This is a genomic window from Butyrivibrio sp. M55, from assembly GCF_900116865.1.
Taxonomy (GTDB): domain Bacteria; phylum Bacillota; class Clostridia; order Lachnospirales; family Lachnospiraceae; genus Butyrivibrio.
The window spans coordinates 48,926-66,977 of the sequence record NZ_FPCD01000016.1; the positions used below are offsets into that span (position 1 = coordinate 48,926).

Annotated in this window: 13 protein-coding genes; 6 read left to right on the plus strand and 7 right to left on the minus strand. The window is 41.8% G+C overall.

The window, feature by feature from the left end; genetic code table 11:
- Positions 1-3: 3 nt before the first annotated feature.
- The 4 genes from BM398_RS14085 (at position 4) to clpX (ending at position 5,264) form a co-directional block, all read left to right on the plus strand.
- Positions 4-744, plus strand: a complete 741-nt coding sequence (locus tag BM398_RS14085; RefSeq protein WP_092338465.1) for a DUF975 family protein — start codon at positions 4-6, stop codon at positions 742-744.
- The gene (locus BM398_RS14090) at positions 731-2,653 is read left to right on the plus strand and encodes a glycoside hydrolase family 2 protein (protein ID WP_092338467.1); all 1,923 of its coding nucleotides are present in this window, start codon (positions 731-733) and stop codon (positions 2,651-2,653) included. Before BM398_RS14085 ends, BM398_RS14090 begins: the two co-directional genes overlap by 14 nt.
- Positions 2,654-2,754: 101 nt before the next feature.
- A complete protein-coding gene (arcC, locus tag BM398_RS14095; RefSeq protein ID WP_092338469.1) occupies positions 2,755-3,693 on the plus strand; it encodes a carbamate kinase in 939 nt (312 codons plus the stop codon).
- Between the two features lie 23 nt (positions 3,694-3,716).
- A complete protein-coding gene (gene clpX, locus BM398_RS14100; RefSeq protein ID WP_092338471.1) occupies positions 3,717-5,264 on the plus strand; it encodes an ATP-dependent Clp protease ATP-binding subunit ClpX in 1,548 nt (515 codons plus the stop codon).
- A 97-nt stretch (positions 5,265-5,361) separates the two neighbouring features.
- Here the strand turns inward: clpX and BM398_RS14105 are convergent, their stop codons facing one another.
- The 5 genes from BM398_RS14105 to BM398_RS14125 form a co-directional block, all read right to left on the minus strand.
- Complete coding sequence (locus BM398_RS14105; RefSeq protein WP_051594178.1) at positions 5,362-6,885, minus strand: S1C family serine protease; 1,524 nt, start codon at positions 6,883-6,885, stop codon at positions 5,362-5,364.
- Positions 6,886-6,985: 100 nt separating this feature from the next.
- Entirely contained in the window at positions 6,986-7,255 is a 270-nt protein-coding gene (locus BM398_RS14110) for a hypothetical protein (RefSeq protein WP_026656126.1), read from the minus strand.
- Between the two features lie 81 nt (positions 7,256-7,336).
- Positions 7,337-8,353: a UDP-glucose 4-epimerase GalE gene (galE, locus tag BM398_RS14115; protein ID WP_092338473.1), complete on the minus strand. Its 1,017-nt coding sequence runs from the start codon at positions 8,351-8,353 to the stop codon at positions 7,337-7,339.
- 40 nt (positions 8,354-8,393) lie between these two features.
- Positions 8,394-9,623 (minus strand): UTP--glucose-1-phosphate uridylyltransferase, encoded by a 1,230-nt coding sequence (locus tag BM398_RS14120; protein ID WP_026656128.1) that lies wholly within the window; start codon positions 9,621-9,623, stop codon positions 8,394-8,396.
- A 79-nt stretch (positions 9,624-9,702) separates the two neighbouring features.
- Positions 9,703-11,454: a GH25 family lysozyme gene (locus BM398_RS14125; protein WP_092338475.1), complete on the minus strand. Its 1,752-nt coding sequence runs from the start codon at positions 11,452-11,454 to the stop codon at positions 9,703-9,705.
- Positions 11,455-11,875: 421 nt separating this feature from the next.
- On the opposite strand from BM398_RS14125, the gene BM398_RS14135 reads away from it, so the two are divergent.
- Positions 11,876-13,513 (plus strand): hypothetical protein, encoded by a 1,638-nt coding sequence (locus tag BM398_RS14135; protein ID WP_092338480.1) that lies wholly within the window; start codon positions 11,876-11,878, stop codon positions 13,511-13,513.
- Between the two features lie 61 nt (positions 13,514-13,574).
- Positions 13,575-14,507 carry an alpha/beta fold hydrolase gene (locus BM398_RS14140; RefSeq protein WP_092338483.1) on the plus strand — a complete coding sequence of 311 codons (933 nt, stop codon included), beginning with the start codon at positions 13,575-13,577 and terminating at the stop codon, positions 14,505-14,507.
- A gap of 104 nt (positions 14,508-14,611) precedes the next feature.
- Here BM398_RS14140 and BM398_RS14145 read toward each other — a convergent pair whose 3' ends face one another.
- Both BM398_RS14145 and BM398_RS14150 read right to left on the minus strand, forming a co-directional pair.
- Positions 14,612-15,055, minus strand: coding sequence for a hypothetical protein (locus BM398_RS14145; RefSeq protein WP_092338485.1), 444 nt, complete (start codon positions 15,053-15,055; stop codon positions 14,612-14,614).
- A gap of 4 nt (positions 15,056-15,059) precedes the next feature.
- Positions 15,060-18,052: RHS repeat-associated core domain-containing protein (locus BM398_RS14150; protein WP_139233832.1), on the minus strand; the 2,993-nt coding region annotated here is incomplete at its 5' end.

Consider the following 18,052-nt stretch of genomic DNA (forward strand, 5'->3'; position numbering starts at 1 on the left):
TTAATGACTAATCTTAAGACATCGACAGAATTAAAGGCAATCGCCAAAGAAAGATCACTTGATAAATACGGAATTTTAATACTTGCAAATATTATAATTTTCGTTCTGCAAATGGCTATCTCGAGCATTGTGACAATCTCAAGCTCGGGTAGCCTTGTTATATTTGCGATAAATCAAATAATATTCCTGATAGTAAGCATACTACTTGGTGTTTTGGTCTCAGGAAAAGCCTACCTGTACATGAATCTCATCTACTCACAGACGGTTTCAACAGGCGACATTTTCTTCGGACTTAAGCAGCACCCCGACAAAGCGGTAAAGATTCAATCGGTCTTTGTACTTGCGGACTTCCTTTCAAGTCTTCCCGCTTCAATAATTTGGTTTATCCTGACACCGAGATCACCTTTTTCCGTCAGAGTCGCACTCTTCATCGCACTGCTATTCGGACTTATCGTGAACATCTACGTGTCACTTACATATTCACAGGCTTTTTATTTATTACATGATTATCCTGACAGATCGGCAAAAGAGCTCCTTGCATACAGCAAAACTCTTATGCAGGGGAACAGGTTTAAGCTCTTTAGTTTGCACATAAGCTTCATTCCGCTTATTATTTTCGGATGCTTGACCTTTTTCATTCCGCTTTTGTGGATTTTTGTCTACAGATATGCAACATTGACAGCGTTCTACCAAGATCTCATCGCTGCCGGAAATACAGGAAAGGTTGAAAATGGACTTAATTGATGCAATAAAAGCAATCGACAAACCTCACGAGGACGATGTGCTTAACAGACTTTATACAGTATGGGGAGAAAACCTTGATAAAGACAATGTTCTTCCCGAATATCCAAGGCCGCGCTTTGTAAGAGACGGCTTTATGAATTTGAACGGTATCTGGGAATACAAGATTGTTCAGGATATATCGGCAAATGTTCTCCCTGCGGACACTGACGGTGAGATTCTCGTACCTTTTTCACCAGAAAGCTTTTTATCAGGTGTGGAAAAAAGACTTCTACCCGATCAGGTTCTTTGGTACAAAAAGGTACTTCCGACACTTAAAAGGAAACATGAAAACTCAAGATTTTTACTGCATTTCGGAGCTGTAGATCAGTTTGCCGAAGTATATATAAACTCATCTTTTGTAGGCTCGCATGGCGGCGGATATCTTCCTTTTACGCTGGACATAACGGATCATCTGAAGTTTACGGATAATGACAGCACCGCTCTTAACACTCTTATTCATGTTAAAGTCAGGGATACGAGCGACAGCTCCTACCACAGCAGAGGTAAGCAGACTCTAAGACGAGGCGGAATGTACTACACCGCTCAGAGCGGAATCTGGCAGACTGTCTGGATTGAGGAAGTTCCCGAAACTTACATAAGAGAGCTTATCGTAACTCCTTCACAGGATTTAAAGAGCGTGACTATCGAAGTTTCAACAAACAAGCCTTGCGACATCGATGTCAGAATTCCCGGACACGAGGCGATTAAACCCAAGAAATCCGGCGAAAGTTTTAACTCTGAGCGCGAGGATCTCTTTTCGTCAGACACATATCCTTCTAACGAAGCCGGCGTAAAAGAATTTGCTCCCGCAGGTTACAGCTTCTCTTTTGAAATTGAAGATGCTCATCTGTGGAGCCCCGAAGATCCGTACCTGTACCCGATTCTCATAGAAGCAGGCGACGACAGCGTTCAGTCGTACTTTGCCATGAGATCTTTTACCATTGAAGAAGACAATACGGGAACAAAGCGTTTCTTCCTTAACCACAAGCCCTACTTCCTCATGGGAGTTCTCGATCAGGGCTATTGGCCGGACGGCCTCTACACCGCTCCTTCAGACGAAGCGCTTATATTCGATATCACTGAGATGAAACGACTTCATTTCAATATGATGAGAAAGCACGTAAAGATCGAGGCTGCGCGCTGGTACTATCACTGCGACAGGCTCGGAATGATAGTCTGGCAGGACATGGTAAGCGGCGGTTCATCCTACGCAAAGCCCATGGTCTCCTATCTTCCGACTCTTTTCCCGAAAGTATTCGGAAGAATGTCAGACGGCCCCGCGTACTACAAGACATTCTCAAGACACTCGGCAGAAGGACGGGGAGAATGGCTTAACGAGATGCAGAACACTATAAGATACCTCTACAGCGTACCTTCAATAGCAACGTGGGTTCTCTTCAACGAAGGATGGGGTCAGTTTAACGCCGCAGGTGCTACCGTTATGGCAAAAGAGCTCGACAACACAAGACCTATCGACCAGGCCAGCGGCTGGTTTGACGAAGGAAGCGGCGACTTTAGAAGCGTACACAACTACTTCAGACCTCTTGCTGTAGAAAAAGATCCTAAGAACAGGGCTTTTGTCATCTCCGAATACGGCGGATTTACCTGCCACATAGACGGACATTCAAGTGTCGACAGAGTATTCGGATACAAAAAATACGATAACCTCGAGGCTCTCGGCGTTGCTTACTACAACGTGATAAACGCGAACATTATCCCTCTTATCTCAAAGGGACTCTCGGGCGCAGTATATACGCAGGTTAGCGATGTTGAAGAGGAAGTAAACGGACTTATGACCTATGACAGAAAAATAACCAAGGTCAATCCGGATCTCGATCCCAATGTATACGCCAGACTGCACCGCGACTAGCAGTGTAGTGCGTTACTGTATTACTTCCAAAAAAGACGGAGTTATTGTACAATAAATTATTATCTTATTAAGCACGATCAACGTGCAGAAATGAGGCTAACATGGAAAACATCAAAGCAGTTGTTTCTCTCGGACACGAAGCGCTGGGAGTAACCACACTCGAACAAAGAAATGCCACAAAGCTTACGGCAAAAGCACTCGCCGACCTTATAGAAGCAGGCTATCAGCTTGTTATAACTCACAGTAACGGACCTCAGGTCAGCATGATCCACAAAGCAATGACTGAGCTCCACAGAATGTATATTGATTACACATCCGCTCCTATGTGCGTATGTAATGCAATGAGCCAGGGCTATGTAGGCTATGACATTCAGAACTCTCTTAAAACAGAGCTCACAAGAAGAGGAATCTATAAATCAGTAAGTACTATCCTTACACAGGTTACGGTAGATCCTTATGACGAAGCTTTCTACGCACCGACTAAGGCAATCGGACGTTATATGTCCAAAGAAGACGCCGATACAGAGATCAAGAAAGGTAACTTTGTAAAAGAAGATCCCGGAAAAGGCTACAGAAGAATCGTTGCCGCTCCTAACCCCATCAAGATTGTTGAGATTGATGCTATCAAAACTCTTGTAGAAGCAGGTCAGGAAGTTATCGCATGCGGCGGCGGCGGCATCCCGGTAATTGAGCAGGGTCACGTGCTTAAAGGAGCTTCAGCGGTAATCGAAAAAGATTCTATCGCAGGAAAACTCGCTGCAGACCTTAAGTCTGACAGACTTATCATTCTTACATCGGTTCCTTACGTATACAAGAATTTCGGTAAGGATGATCAGGAACCTATCCTTAAAATGAACATTAAAGAAGCTAAAGAGTACATCGAAGCAGGCGAATTTGGTGAAGTTGACATGCTTCCCAAGATTCAGGCAGCAATTGAGTTCTTGGAATCAAATCACGACGGTTCGGTTCTTATTACTTCTCTTGCTTCTGTAGCTGATGCACTCAAAGGAAAAGCAGGTACATTCATAACTTTTGAGTAACCTCTTTTCTCTATGGAGATAATATGGAAGATAAAAGAGACGATAACTTCGATTTCAGAGAAGTTACAGACGAAGAACTAAATAACAAAGACACAAAAGATACAGAAGACACCACTTCAAACAACGACAGCAATGACAATAATGACAAGTCGGAGTTTGAAGATGTCTGCTTCGTGTGCAGAAGACCTGAGAGCAAGGCGGGCAAGATGTTCCACCTTCCCAATAATATCTGCATCTGTGAAGACTGTATGCACAAGACAATGGATACGGTCACACAGTTTGATTATCAGAATCTTCTGAATAACCCCAATCTTATGAATGAACTCAATAAGAATATGGGGACATTTCCAAATGTGAGCTTTTTCAACTTAGGCGATATGCCCGGTGATTTCAATATGGGTGGCATTCCCAACTCACAGAAGATCAAGAAAAAAAGCGAAGCAAAATCAAAACCCGTTATAGACATAAGGAACATTCCCGCTCCTCACAAGATTAAGGCCAAACTTGACGAATTTATCATAGGGCAGGACAAGGCCAAAAAAGTCATGTCTGTAGCGGTTTACAACCACTATAAGAGGGTTGCGACAGATACCATGGACGAGATTGAGATTGAAAAATCAAACATTCTTCTCCTTGGTCCCACAGGTAGCGGTAAGACTTATCTTGTTAAGACTCTTGCCAAGCTTCTCGATGTTCCGCTTGCTATTGCAGATGCAACATCACTTACAGAAGCAGGCTACATCGGGGATGATATCGAAAGCGTTGTAAGTAAGCTCCTTGCAGCTTCAGGCAACGATGTAGAAAAGACAGAACACGGCATTATCTTTATCGATGAGATAGACAAGATTGCCAAAAAGAAAAATACAACAGCAAGGGACGTAAGCGGCGAATCCGTTCAGCAGGGAATGCTTAAGCTTCTCGAAGGCTCAAATGTAGAAGTTCCCGTAGGAGCAGGAAGCAAAAACGCCATGGTTCCTCTTGCCACAGTAAACACCAGAAACATCCTGTTTATCTGCGGCGGTGCTTTCCCCGACCTCGAGGACATCATCACTCAGAGACTTAATAAACAGACTTCAATCGGTTTTGATGCCGATCTAAAGGATAAATATGCAGATGACCCCAACGTCCTTTCCAATGTAACGGTTGAGGATCTTAAGAAGTTCGGTATGATACCCGAATTTCTCGGAAGACTTCCGATCATCTGTACATTACAGGCTCTTACCAAAGAAATGCTTATCAAGATTCTCAAAGAGCCAAAGAATGCAATCCTTAAGCAGTATCAAAAGCTCCTTGCTCTTGATGAGGTCGATCTTAGATTTGACGACAGCGCTCTCGAAGCAATCGCTGAGAAAGCACTGGAAAAAGAAACCGGTGCGCGTGCCCTCAGAGCCATCATCGAAGATTTCATGCTTGATATCATGTATGAGATTCCCAAAGATGACAACATCGGACGCGTAACCATTACAAGAGACTACATAGAAGGAAAAGCTTCACCTCTTATCGAGATACGAGGCGAAGGTATTCACCCTCAGATTCCTGTATTTAACAAGGAACAGGCCACTCTTGTATAAGATTTGATCAAAAAAATTTGAGGCAGTTCAAAATGATTTTCCATTTTGAACCGCCTCTTTTATTTAATACTTTTCTGTTATCTTTCTTATCTTAATATCAGCCGCCTGTTCCTGCCTTCTCATCATCTGAAGCACTATCGGATTCCGCATTGGAATTATTATCATCCGATGAACCTATATTCTTATTGGACAGCTGAACCGTAACATCTATCGTATCGTACTGATTTCCGTTAGGCCTTAGTATTGTTATATTAACCGAAGTTCCAACCGAATAGTATCTAAGCTTCGAATGAAGCTCTTCCATAGAACCGATCTCTGATCCGTCAAACTTCACTATGACATCGCCCTTTTCGATACCGGCTTTTTCTGCTCCGCCTCCGGGAATAGTCTCATATACATATACGCCCTGAGGAATACCATATTTCATTGTATCTTCAGCAGAAACGCTTATACCCTGGATTCCAATAACTCCCTGGTCTTCTTCTTTTACTTTCTTTTTGGTCTCCTGGTTCATAAGCTCTTCAATCTTAGGCTTAGCAAGTGAGATAGGAATAGCATATCCCATACCTTCAACTGCCGCTTCACCGATCTTAATAGAGTTAATACCGATTACTTCACCTTTGATATTAAGGAGTGCACCACCTGAGTTACCGGGGTTAATAGCTGCATCTGTCTGAATATATATTTTGGATGAACCCTCGCCCATATCAAACTTTCTGTTGACCGCTGAGATAACACCTGTAGATACAGACTGACCATATCCAAGAGCATTACCGATCGCGATAGCGGGCTCACCAAGCGTAAGCGCGTTACTGTCACCAAGTGTGGCAACTTTAATCTTTGACGCCGTATCAGCAGGAATATCCTTAAGAGATACAGCAATTACCGCAAGATCCATCTCGGGGTCTGGTCCCTTTAGATCTGCCTGAACAGCTTTTTTAGCCGCCTCTTCATCGGATGATCCATCGGAAAAGATAACTTCGATTGAATCAGCTCCGTCTACTACGTGGAAGTTTGTTGCGATCAAAAGCTCCGAATCATTCTTGCCGACAATAATTCCGCTTCCTGATGCATAAAGCCCCTCTGATTCCTGACCGTATCCGAAAAAGTTTGATGATTTGATACGGTTATTATGAATGATAACCATTGAAGGCATAACTTCCTGAACAACACCTGTAACGTCCGTTACTGTAGCTTTTCCCACGTTTGATACCGTCGTGGTAGCTATATTATCCGGATTTGCACCGGTATTCTCTTCTGTCTTCTTAGTATTAAATGAGAACAACGGCTTGTCCTTACCGTATGTTCGATACAAATATCCGCCTGCGCCAATTCCACCGACAATCGCAAGCAACACAATAATTGAAACTAAAATCTTCAGACCTCTCTTCTTAGCCGGTCTTTCCATATTACCCATAGCATTCCCCATTGTACTTCCTGCATTTGAATATTGATAGGCTCCGTAATTATTCCCGCCGTTTCCATATCCATATGCGCTCTTTCCTGTCAAATCTCCGTTATATGTCTTATCATCGGAATAATTATAGTTAGTGTAGTTATAACTGTTGTATGAGTTTGACGAATTTACACCACTGTTTTCTTTGGTAACATCTTCATACATAGTATCTACCTTCTTCCTTTTTTCTATTTGTTAAAATAAGTATAGTTTCATTATGTGTCGAAATTGTGTTTATTTTATTATAAAAAAATAACGTAAATTTTTAATAGTCTTCTTCGATAACTTGTATCTCCATATAATCAAACTCAATCTGCTCCACAAAGGCGTCTTTGTTGAATCGACACTTTGAATGGATCTGGAAATCTTTTACTATATTATCAAGCCAAATAGGTTTGGAAAGGTCCATTTCATAACATGCCTTCTCAATGGCATTCATTACTTTATGTGTTCTTGTATCGTTTGATTCGTCGCAAACGACCATATCTTTTATAAGGTGGTTGTCTTCCACCAATCTTACCCAAAGTCTAAACATCTTATCTCCTGCTATTCCGATAGTAAAAACCGGTCGCATGTTCCCTACAGAGCATACGACCGACATATTTTTACATCTTAATTATTCATCATATCCGTTAGGATTCTGGCTCTGCCATCTCCATGAATCAGCGCACATCTCTTTTATACCATACTGTGCATGCCAGCCAAGCTCTTTTCCTGCTTTATCCGCATTAGAATAACACGTAGCAATATCACCTGCGCGTCTGGGCTTGATCTCATAAGGGATCTTAACTCCCGTTGCTTCCTCAAAGTTCTTGACTATATCAAGAACACTGTATCCAACACCTGTGCCAAGATTATAGATATTAAGTCCGCTTCCGGGCTCAAATTTCTTAAGCGCCTTAACATGTCCGAGTGCAAGATCCACAACGTGGATGTAATCGCGCACGCCGGTTCCGTCATGTGTATCATAATCGTTACCGAATACATTGAGCTGAGGGAGCTTTCCTACAGCAACCTGTGTGATATAAGGCATAAGGTTGTTAGGGATTCCATTCGGATTCTCTCCCATTGTTCCGCTCTTATGTGCTCCGATAGGATTGAAGTAACGAAGAAGAACAACGTTCCACTCGTTATCAGCCTTATAAATATCGGAAAGTACCTGCTCAAGCATTGATTTGGTCCATCCGTAAGGGTTTGTGCATGTTCCCTTAGGGCACTCCTCAGTGATCGGAATAAAAGCGGGATCTCCGTATACAGTCGCCGATGATGAGAAGATTATGTTCTTACAGTTATGCTTTCTCATAACATCAACAAGTGTAAGTGTTCCCGAGATGTTATTCTCATAGTATTCCCAAGGTTTCTCAACAGATTCTCCAACTGCCTTAAGTCCTGCAAAATGGATAACTCCGTCAATTTTTTCTTTTGAAAAGATTTCTTCAAGACCTTCACGGTCTCTGATATCTGTCTCGTAGAAAGGTACTTTTTTGCCAGTGATCGCTTCAATTCTTCCGATTACTTTCTTGCTCGCATTGGCAAGGTTGTCCATTATGACAACATCGTATCCGGCGTTCTGAAGTTCAACAACAGTGTGAGAGCCGATGTAACCTGCTCCTCCTGTTACCAGTATAGTCATATTACTACCTTCTTTCTGTCATTCAAATTTCTGCGTATGATCAAAGCTCGATTCCGTTCTTCTTGCAAAGTTCTCTTGCAGACTCTACAGAATCAACACCTGTCTTGTTCTTGATAGGTGCAAACTCATGCTCTCTTACTACCTCATAAGGAAGGCATGTATCAAGCATGTGGATCATATCAAGAACGAGCTGCTCAAACTTGCATCCGTTCGGTGACTCGGGCTTAACGAGATTAGCATTCTCGTCTATATATGGGATTTTCTTCTCAACAACGTGAAGAGGAAGTTCCTTCTGAGCGATTTCATAGAGAGCTTTCTCATTGAACATATAATTGAGGATAACTCCGTAGTTGTAAGCAGGATCGCCGTTCTCGTCCTTAGCATCCATCATCTCCTGTGAGAGCTCGTAGTACTCTACGATTGAAGGCTTGCCATCTTCAAGACACATAACGCCTACTTTTTCGTCGGGAGCGTTCTTCCTTACAACCTTGGCTCCGCAAGAAACCTTAGCTGCAACTGTAGCTCCTACAAAGCAAGGATCTGCAATTCTCTGAAGAACGTTGTCTACTGCAAAAATGTCTATCCATTCGATGCCCTCTTTTACGATGACATCACGAAGACCGGCCTTAAGAAGTGATGAATACCAGCCGGCGTTACCATTGGGAGAAGTTGAGATTCTTGACTTGCTCTCCATGTATACCTTTCCGTCATAATCGGATGCCGGTGCCATCTCCTGCTTAAAGAATGTGATCTTATCTTCAGGATAACCGAAGAAGTTTTTCTCCTTAAGGAAATTAACAGTAGCATCATTGTTCTTTTCACTTGTCATAATGAAAAGACGGATGTATGTGCCATCTGCCTGCTTAACTGTATCAAGAAGGTTCTCGATTATTCTCTGGAAGATATAAACAGGCTTGGTTATACCGATGTCATACATTCCTTTCGGATTGTCGGATCCAAGTCTTGTTCCCATTCCACCTGCAAGAAGAACTGCGGCAACTTTGCCTGCCTTGATTGTCTCAACGCCAAGCTTAGTAAACTCGTCTTTCCTCTTCTCAATCTCTGATACCTGAAGAGCCGCCAAAGGTGCAAACTCTCCTCTTTCGTCAGCATGTCCAAGATTCTTACAATTTGCAAGTACCGCAAAATCCGTGTCCTCAACCTGCGCAAGAAGCTCCTGCTTCTCAGAATCGCTAAGTTCGGAATAGTACTTAAGTACATGCTCCTGTCCGTACTTCTGTAATTTCTCTTTTGCTTCTTCGATGTTCATTTTTTAATTTCCCTCCGTTTATAAACATTTTTGGACGCTCCGCGCTTTTGCACTGAGCGTCCAACCCCTCATTATTATATTAATTAGCCGGTGCCGCGGGAGCTGTCTGTGCTGAAGCTCCTGCTGAAGCAGCGGGTGTTGAGGCTCCTGTTGATGCAGCCGCACCTGCGTCAGGTGCCGGAGCCGGAAGTGGTGTTCCGGGTGTCCAACCTGCAGGATCTGCAAGGAGACCGTTCTTATCAAATGTGCATGACACATTCTCAAGTACTGCAGTTGTCTTTACAAGCATCTTACCTGTGTTGCCGTCAAAGTAACGCCATCCGTCAGGCTGCTGAACCCATCCTACAGTTCTGTGTCCGTCCTTAGGCTCAAGATAGTATACTCCGTCAGGAAGTGAAGCCATTCCTACAACCATCTTACCATCTGCGCCAAAGTAATATCTCTGGCCTTCGATATCGCTCCATCCTGTAACCATCTTTCCGTCAGGTCCGAAGTAATATCTTCCTGTAGCAATCTCTCCTGACCAACCTGTCTGCATTACGCCTTCAGGATTAAAGAGATAGTTAGCCTTTTCAATAGTCTGATTACCTGTAACCGCAACATGATCCTGGTTAAAGAAGAACTTCTGTTCCTGCTCGTTTGAATACCAGCCCTTGATAGCTGCGCCGTCTGAGCCAAACATATACTTGCCTGTCTCAAGTGCAACCATACCGGTCTGCATTACACCCTGAGGATTGAACATGTAGAGCTTATCTCCAACCTGTGTAAGACCTGTGTGCATCTTATACTCATCATCAAAATAGTGAACGCCGTCTTCAAGAGGTACAAGACCTTTCTGGCATACACCGTCTGCATTTGCGTAGTAAACAGTTCCTCCGAGGTTAAGAAGTCCTGTTCTCTTTACGCCTGCTTCATCAAAGTAATAGCGCTTGCCTTCGATATCGGCAAATCCTGTCTTGGCAAGACCGCCTGCTGTAGGATCGAGATAATAGATTCCGCTCTCGTCCTGGAACCAGCCTGTCTGGATATATCCGTTAGGATCGGCATGGTATTTCTTGTTTTCAAGATTAATCCATCCGAACTGCTTACGGAAGTTGTGATAATAGAATGTATGTCCGCCCCAGCTGTTGAAACCTTCAGGAATAATTCTTGTGAAATAATCCGAGTAAAGGTGATCGACATCAACTCTTCCTGGAATTCCGGGATATGTTGCATGGCTGCTTGACTGCCACATTACGTAATCGCCCGGATAATCACAGGCAACATCGTACTGAGCAACCCACTTTGGTGCTGAAACAGCAGGCATTCTCTGCATGAACCAGTTTCTATTGGCATAAACCAATGTCTCATAACCTGCGCCATTAAGTATTCCACAGAATGTATCTGCAATAGCCTGAAGCTGTGCAGCGTTTAGTCCCTTCTGGACATTATCCTCTATATCGATTGCAACCGGAAATGTAACTGCATACGGAGCAATCCAAGCAAGAACCTGATTAGCCTCCACGGCCGCTGCCTCCGGTGTTGTTGCATAAGAATAGATATAAATACCTGTTCTGATGCCTGCCGCATTTGCGCCATTAATATTGTTGACGAACTGTTCGTCCTGTCCCTTTTTCATTGTTCCCACACGTATCATGGCAAATCTGATACCTGCTGCCTTAACCTGTTGCCAGTTGATTGCCCCCTGAAACTTGGATACGTCAATACCTGTAGCCAATTCAGGACCTACCGCACGTGCACTTGCACTTACGCCGGCAATAGGAGTAAAGAATATAGCAGCCGACATACCGACAGCCCCCAGTGATCTAACAATCTTCGAAACTTTTCTCATTATAATACCTCGCTCCCATTTTTTTATCGCATTTAATCACACACTTAACGTTCTCATTATATTAGTAAACGTTTACGTAGGTCAATGGAGAATTGGCATATTTACACTTTATTAACAACTTACCTGAAACTAACGGTATCAGAACAGTTCCGATACGTAAAAAAGTTTTTTCGGCGAAATGTTGACAACTAAAATTTCATATGTTACTATGCCTATCGTAGTACATCTATCGTACTATGTTAGATGAAGCATATATTGATACTCTTTTACCGAAATATCGCAACAAAGGAGATACGGCATGAAAAACAAAGCATTCAAGGCAACAAAGTGACTATGCATCCTTTTATGGTTGCTGATAGTATTTATTGCAACAGCAAAAGAATTAATAATAAGGAAATGACATCTAAGGAAAAAGACAGAAATGAATTACTTGGGGAATTATTTTAAGACTATTTATCAAAGAATCAAAAACATGCGCTTATGGGAAATTGCGGCGATGATCCTTTTTATGATCAACATGTCAGGTATATTCTATTTTAACTTATCTGACCTTCGCCTTTCGCTCGATCCCGATTTTGCAACCGTTGTGTATCACCTAAGAGAGATCGTAAATAAAGGAAGTCTGATACTTCCGAACTGGGTAGCGACAACCAGCATGGAGTTTGACTCCACTCTCCTGTTTGCCGTTCCGTTCTACGCACTCACAGGCAACGAGTTCTTATCGGTAGGCTTATCCGATCTTTTGATCGTTTTCATATATATTTACGCTATATGGAACATCTTAATGGCGCTCCATGTGCGGATCGGCGTTAGATTTCTTTCGCTTGCCGTCATCATAACACCGTACAACTACGACTGGCTTGATTACTTCAAGATGCTGTTTTTTGCACACGCCAATTACAGCATTAAGGCTCTTGTTCCGATCATGCTCGTGCTATGCCTTATAGCATTTGATGATGGTGAGTTTGCCGATTGTTTCAGCAAGAGGAAAAGAATTATATTCTTATCCACATATCTGTCACTGCTTTTTGTGACATGCGCTTCTACAGGAATTTACACGATTGTCTGCGGAGTTACACCAATCTTTTTTGCATCTCTGTTCTCTTTGTGGAAAAAGAGATATTCATTCAAGGAAAGTGTGGTTCCGGTGTGGGCAATGACAGGCGTATTTGCCACTATCGGTGTGTTTACGTATAACCTTATCTACACAGGTCATTCTCCCGACACATCACTGGTAAAGATCTCAGAGTTTTGGGATAACCTGAAGTACGTTTTTGCGGGAGTCTTCCAGGCCTTTGGTATTATGGGGCACGAAACTGTTCCTGTATTTTCCAAGATGTGGTTTTTCATCCTGCTAAAAACACTTTTTGTTTTATTGATCTTTATTGTCACAGCGCTCGTCATCTATAAATGGATCCGCGGCGCCGCAAACTATAACTATTATTTACCGTTCTTCTCGGTAATTTTGTTTAACATGCTTATTTTGATCGTTGGTGATATGCGCGCCGGCAATGACTTTATTCCTTACAGATACCTTTTCGTGGGAATACCGATTCTTTTGACCGGAATGGGAATCATGCTCAACAGATACCTCGCAACTCACCAAAACAAGCAGTCCATGCCTGTAATGGCACTTATAATGCTTGCATGCACATATATTCTTGTCGGTAACTTCAAGGTAACAAACGACAATCTTATGGACAAAGATTATATCGTTGATATGACCAACTATTTCGATACGCTTGACGTTGACACCGTATTTATCGCCGACGACAAGGACACTGCACTCATGTGTAAGGCTGTTGACGACAGCAAGAAATATGCCTGCTATGACAGCGAAAACGAGAGTATCACGCTCGAGATCAACTACTACAATGATGAAAAGAACTTTAATTATTACGGGGACAAAAATGTAATCGCCATTCCAAACTTTAACAAGCTGACCGATTACGTCTCCGAAGACATTGCAAACGAATACGAATATGTTGGTGAAACAAGATGGCTTGCATGCTATGTATCTGACACCAACTATTTCAAGCAAGAAGAAAAGAACGGCTGATCACATACCACAATGAACATACTTGCAAAGAGATAGCCGTTCTTAATAAACGAGGTATGCTATGAAAAAAATTTTTAAGATACTCGGAAAAATATTATTGGTAATATTGGCTTTAATCGTGCTCTTTATAACAGGATCGTTTATCTACAATCGTGTTCAACTAAAAAAAGAAGCTTCTATCTGGCAGAATCCTCCCGGACAGTACGTTGAAGTAGACGGCCACAAGATGCACATCTACACTGAAGGTGAAGGCGACCACACTATTCTCCTAATGTCAGGCTGGGGCGATACAAGTCCATATGCCAACTTCCTTCCTCTTTGCAAAGAATTAAGTACCGATGCAAAGGTTGTTATCATAGAAAGATTCGGATACGGCTTAAGCGATGCCGTGGACGGAGAAAGAACATTTGATACAATTGTCGAAAATGACAGAGAATGCCTTTCTAAGGCAGGTATAGAAGGCCCCTTCGTATTATGCCCTCATTCAATCGCAGGCCTTGAAGCAACCCTCTGGGCCCAGAAATATCCTGAGGAAGTTGAAGGAATCGTCGGAATGGACATAACAGTCCCCGGCATAGATGACCAATTAGAAGAAGAATTAGCCACTAATAAGAAAATGATGCCAATCATAAAATTCCTCACCAATTCCGGAATAATGAGAGTCCTAAGTGGCCATGGAGACGATGAAATCGGAAAAATGGAAGTTGCTATAACATATAGAAACGATATAAATGATTGTAAACTCGACGAAGAAGCTCACGGCATAGAAGCCTGCCACGAGATCAGCAGCAATCCACTTCCTACAGTTCCTACAATCCAGTACATATCAAAACAAACCGCCGCCGTAACACCCGGCTGGCTTGAAGGCCACCAGGCCCTCGTCGATGCTTCCTCCAACGGAAAGCTCGTCCAGCTCGATTGCACGCACTATCTGTACAAGTTCGAAGGAGAACGAATCGCGAACGACATAAAAGAATTCTTGAAGACACTTTGATTAATATAAGGAAGGGACTTTATTCAGATGGATTTGCCATCCGAACAAAGTCCCTTTTTATGTCTTCAATGAGAACATTAAAAAATTTTGCAAATAATATATCACTATTTTTTCAAGGAATTATCTACAAGCATCTTCAAAGTATCCTTATACATAAATGTTTTCCCTTTCTCATTCATACCTCCAAAATACCCAATGTTTGTATTCCTGTCTATGAACAACACTTCATACGAAACACTTTCAAGATTAAACTCCTTATCAAACATTAGTATTTTTTGTTGTTGCTTTAAAATATTCTCAGACATACTCTCAACCATAACTAGAAAAAGTACACGCTTACAATTATGCTTTTTTACAACCTCTCTACAATTATTAGAAACGTCCTCAAAGAAACAACAAAATTTTTCATATGAATCAAATTGCAAAATTACTATTTTACCTAGTAATCCTCTTTTAACAACCACCTCATCTTTATAGGTCTGCTTTTCCTTATTCAATTTCTCAACTATACTACTACAATTCACTTTTTCTATCTCATATTTTTGCATTATCTTATTCTCCAGCACATTTTTTATATACTTTCTCTGACACAGTTACCCCTAATGTCCATCCAATCCCTTTTACTATTCCCATCACTATTGCTCTTTTTAAATAGTCTTCAGCAGCTCTACCCACAATTAATCTACCAGTTATAGATAGATGACTCTGTTCCATTCCAAAAAGAACGTTTGTGATATGAGCAGAATGAGTCATATTATTCATAGCACCTGAGCCTCCAAACAATCCCCCTACAAACCCTATAGTTGCATAAACTCCAGCGTCAATTGCTATTTCTAGCCCCCCCTTACCATCATGAATATCATTAGTAATAGATTGAACCGCAGAAATCCCCGCATTCATAAATCCAGCTCCCCAATATCCTATTGGCGAGCCTGTAACCATACCCGAAACAGCTCCTGCCGCCCCAGCTGATGTAACTTTAAACATATCAATATTTTCATCACTGTAAATTTGTCTACCAGCTTCTATCGTAGCAGAAGCAGTTGCAACAATCCTACCGCAATTTGCCATTATTGATGCCGCCGTCGAGCTGACAACTGTTGCTTCTGCGAGCATAGAAACCAATCCTATACCTCCTCCTATTGCAAATCCTGCGCCAGCTCCTATTGCTGCATTTTTACCTACATTCTTCCAATTTATTTTCTCACCTTTAACAAGAGACGATGCTATCGTAGCACCACCACCAATTACTGCTCCTATTCCCGCTCCTATTGCTGCTGTAGCCAAAAGCGGACATTTGCCATCAATATCAATATACTCTATAGGATTTTGTCTACAATATTCAAAATGATTTTGAGATTCCGGACTATCAATAAATCCCTTTATCTGATCTTCACCTAAAAATCTACCATTCTCTGCACTATAGAATCTAGCCTGTGCAAACTTAAGCCCAGATACTTCATCTTCCTGATAGCCTGTAAATGCAAACGGCTGGATGATATTTCCGTTTGTCGTGTAAGCATGCTTCTGATTTTTGTCTCGTCTCTTTCCCGTGAACGGATCTATGTTTCTTCCAAAGTCATCAAAAGCATATGAACTTACAACCATTCCGTCTGTACCTGTCATATACATAGGTGATCCGAGTTCATCCTGAAGATAATAGAAGTTGTTTCCGCTCTTTGACATAGAGATCACGTTATTATCATAAACAAAACTCTCTGTCTCTCCATTTACTGTTCTTTCAAGAAGGTTATAGTAATCCTTTGAAAGATCGCAGAGATACTCGATTTTCTCTTCAGGTCTTGTGGATTCTACTCTAAACCCAAGTCCGTTATAATGGTTTTCAAGTTCTCCCTTGTCCTTATCAACTACCTTTGAGAGCATGTTTGTAGCATCAAAAGTAAAGGTCTTCTGTAAGAGACCGTCTATGAACTCTTTTGTCTGGTTACCACGCTTATCATAATCGTAAGTCTTAAATATTGCCTTCGAGTTATTAAGTTCCTTAGCTTCTACAAGTCTGTCAAGAACATCATATGTATAAGATGTCTTTGTCTCTGTTTCAGACATACTTGTTCTGTTGCCAAATGCATCGTATTCGTAAGCAGCTTTCGTTATTCCATCGTGCGTTGTCTTTGTAAGACGTCCGATAGCATCATAGCTGTATTCATATCTTCCCGATACTTTATCAAGACCACGTCTGTTTCTATCAATTCCGCTGATAAGGCCTGCGTTGTTATAGGAATAGAAGTATTTATCAAGTACGCCCTGTTTATCGGTACTTGTCATTGACGCGATATTTCCGCCGGGCATATATGTATAAGCCTGACTTACACCGTTTGCAAAAGTCTTGCTTGAAAGACGCCCAAGATCATCGTAAGTATATCTTGTCTCTTCACCGTTTCCGATGATGCTTGAAAGCTGGAGCTTTTCATCATAGTTATAAGTAACTTCTCTTCCGTCAGGATATACGAGCTTTGTTCTTTCACCTGTAGCGCCGTACTCGTATGCCACAGTCCTGTTCTTAAAGTCTGTTACTTTTGTAAGACGTCCAAGTATATCATTTTCAAGGATAGTTTTTCCGTACCAGTCATTTATCTGGCTAAGCTGGTTAAGTTCATTATATGAGAATGCAACACTTCTTCCGTCTGCATATCCCACCTTTGTAACTGCGCCTGCATTGTTATACTCATATGTAGTCGCATAGTTATCCCTGTCAGTCTTTGTCTTAAGACGTCCATGCTGATCGTACTCATAAGTCTCTTTCTGACCAAGAGCATCTGTTACTTCCGTAAGCTGACCCGAAAGATCGTATGAATAGATTGTTACACGTCCGTCTTTTCCTACTGTAGGGAATACGTCTCCTGACTTCTCTTCATCACTTACAAGACCTTCTGTTCTATGTATACTCTTAAGGTTATCAAGCGCATCATAAGTATAGGCTGTCTCATTTCCAAGAGCATCTATTACAGACTTAAGGCGTCCTGTTGCTGTATATGTATAAAGAGTTGTACTATTTCCATCAATTACCTTTGTAGCTCTTCCAAGTGCGTCATACTCATATTCAACACACCTTCCGTCTGAGCCTGTTACTTTATTTACTCTGCTTAAGGCATCGTAACCATAGTTGATCTCATAACCGTCAGCAAATTTTCTTGTCTTTACTCTTCCTGCTTCATCATATATAAGTTCCTGCTCTATAACACCACAGAGGCTTACTGATGTAAGTCTTTTTCCGTCTGTATAAGTAAATTTGCGCACTCTTCCCGCTGCATCAGTGATCGAATCTATAAGATCCATTTTGGTGTATTTGTAAGATACTTCATTTCCAAGTGCGTCCGTTTCCTTTGTCACTCTGTTCAAAATGTCATACTCACGCTTTGAAACGTTTCCGAGAGCATCTGTAACTTCCGTAACATTACCTGCTGCATCATATCTAAGGCATGTCTTATGATCCAAAGCATCAGTTTCTTCAATGACACGGTTAAGAGCATCATAAGTATAGCTCCTTACCCTGACATCACCAAGATACTCAGCTGTTACATTTC

What these genes read in the sequence shown, in the direction of transcription:
- BM398_RS14085 (WP_092338465.1), top strand. Translation starts at nt 4, where the DNA reads ATGACTAATCTTAAGACATCGACAGAATTAAAGGCAATCGCCAAAGAA.
- BM398_RS14090 (WP_092338467.1), top strand. Translation starts at nt 731, where the DNA reads ATGGACTTAATTGATGCAATAAAAGCAATCGACAAACCTCACGAGGAC.
- arcC (WP_092338469.1), top strand. Translation starts at nt 2,755, where the DNA reads ATGGAAAACATCAAAGCAGTTGTTTCTCTCGGACACGAAGCGCTGGGA.
- clpX (WP_092338471.1), top strand. Translation starts at nt 3,717, where the DNA reads ATGGAAGATAAAAGAGACGATAACTTCGATTTCAGAGAAGTTACAGAC.
- BM398_RS14105 (WP_051594178.1), bottom strand. Translation starts at nt 6,885, where the DNA reads ATGTATGAAGATGTTACCAAAGAAAACAGTGGTGTAAATTCGTCAAAC.
- BM398_RS14110 (WP_026656126.1), bottom strand. Translation starts at nt 7,255, where the DNA reads ATGTTTAGACTTTGGGTAAGATTGGTGGAAGACAACCACCTTATAAAA.
- galE (WP_092338473.1), bottom strand. Translation starts at nt 8,353, where the DNA reads ATGACTATACTGGTAACAGGAGGAGCAGGTTACATCGGCTCTCACACT.
- BM398_RS14120 (WP_026656128.1), bottom strand. Translation starts at nt 9,623, where the DNA reads ATGAACATCGAAGAAGCAAAAGAGAAATTACAGAAGTACGGACAGGAG.
- BM398_RS14125 (WP_092338475.1), bottom strand. Translation starts at nt 11,454, where the DNA reads ATGAGAAAAGTTTCGAAGATTGTTAGATCACTGGGGGCTGTCGGTATG.
- BM398_RS14135 (WP_092338480.1), top strand. Translation starts at nt 11,876, where the DNA reads ATGAATTACTTGGGGAATTATTTTAAGACTATTTATCAAAGAATCAAA.
- BM398_RS14140 (WP_092338483.1), top strand. Translation starts at nt 13,575, where the DNA reads ATGAAAAAAATTTTTAAGATACTCGGAAAAATATTATTGGTAATATTG.
- BM398_RS14145 (WP_092338485.1), bottom strand. Translation starts at nt 15,055, where the DNA reads ATGCAAAAATATGAGATAGAAAAAGTGAATTGTAGTAGTATAGTTGAG.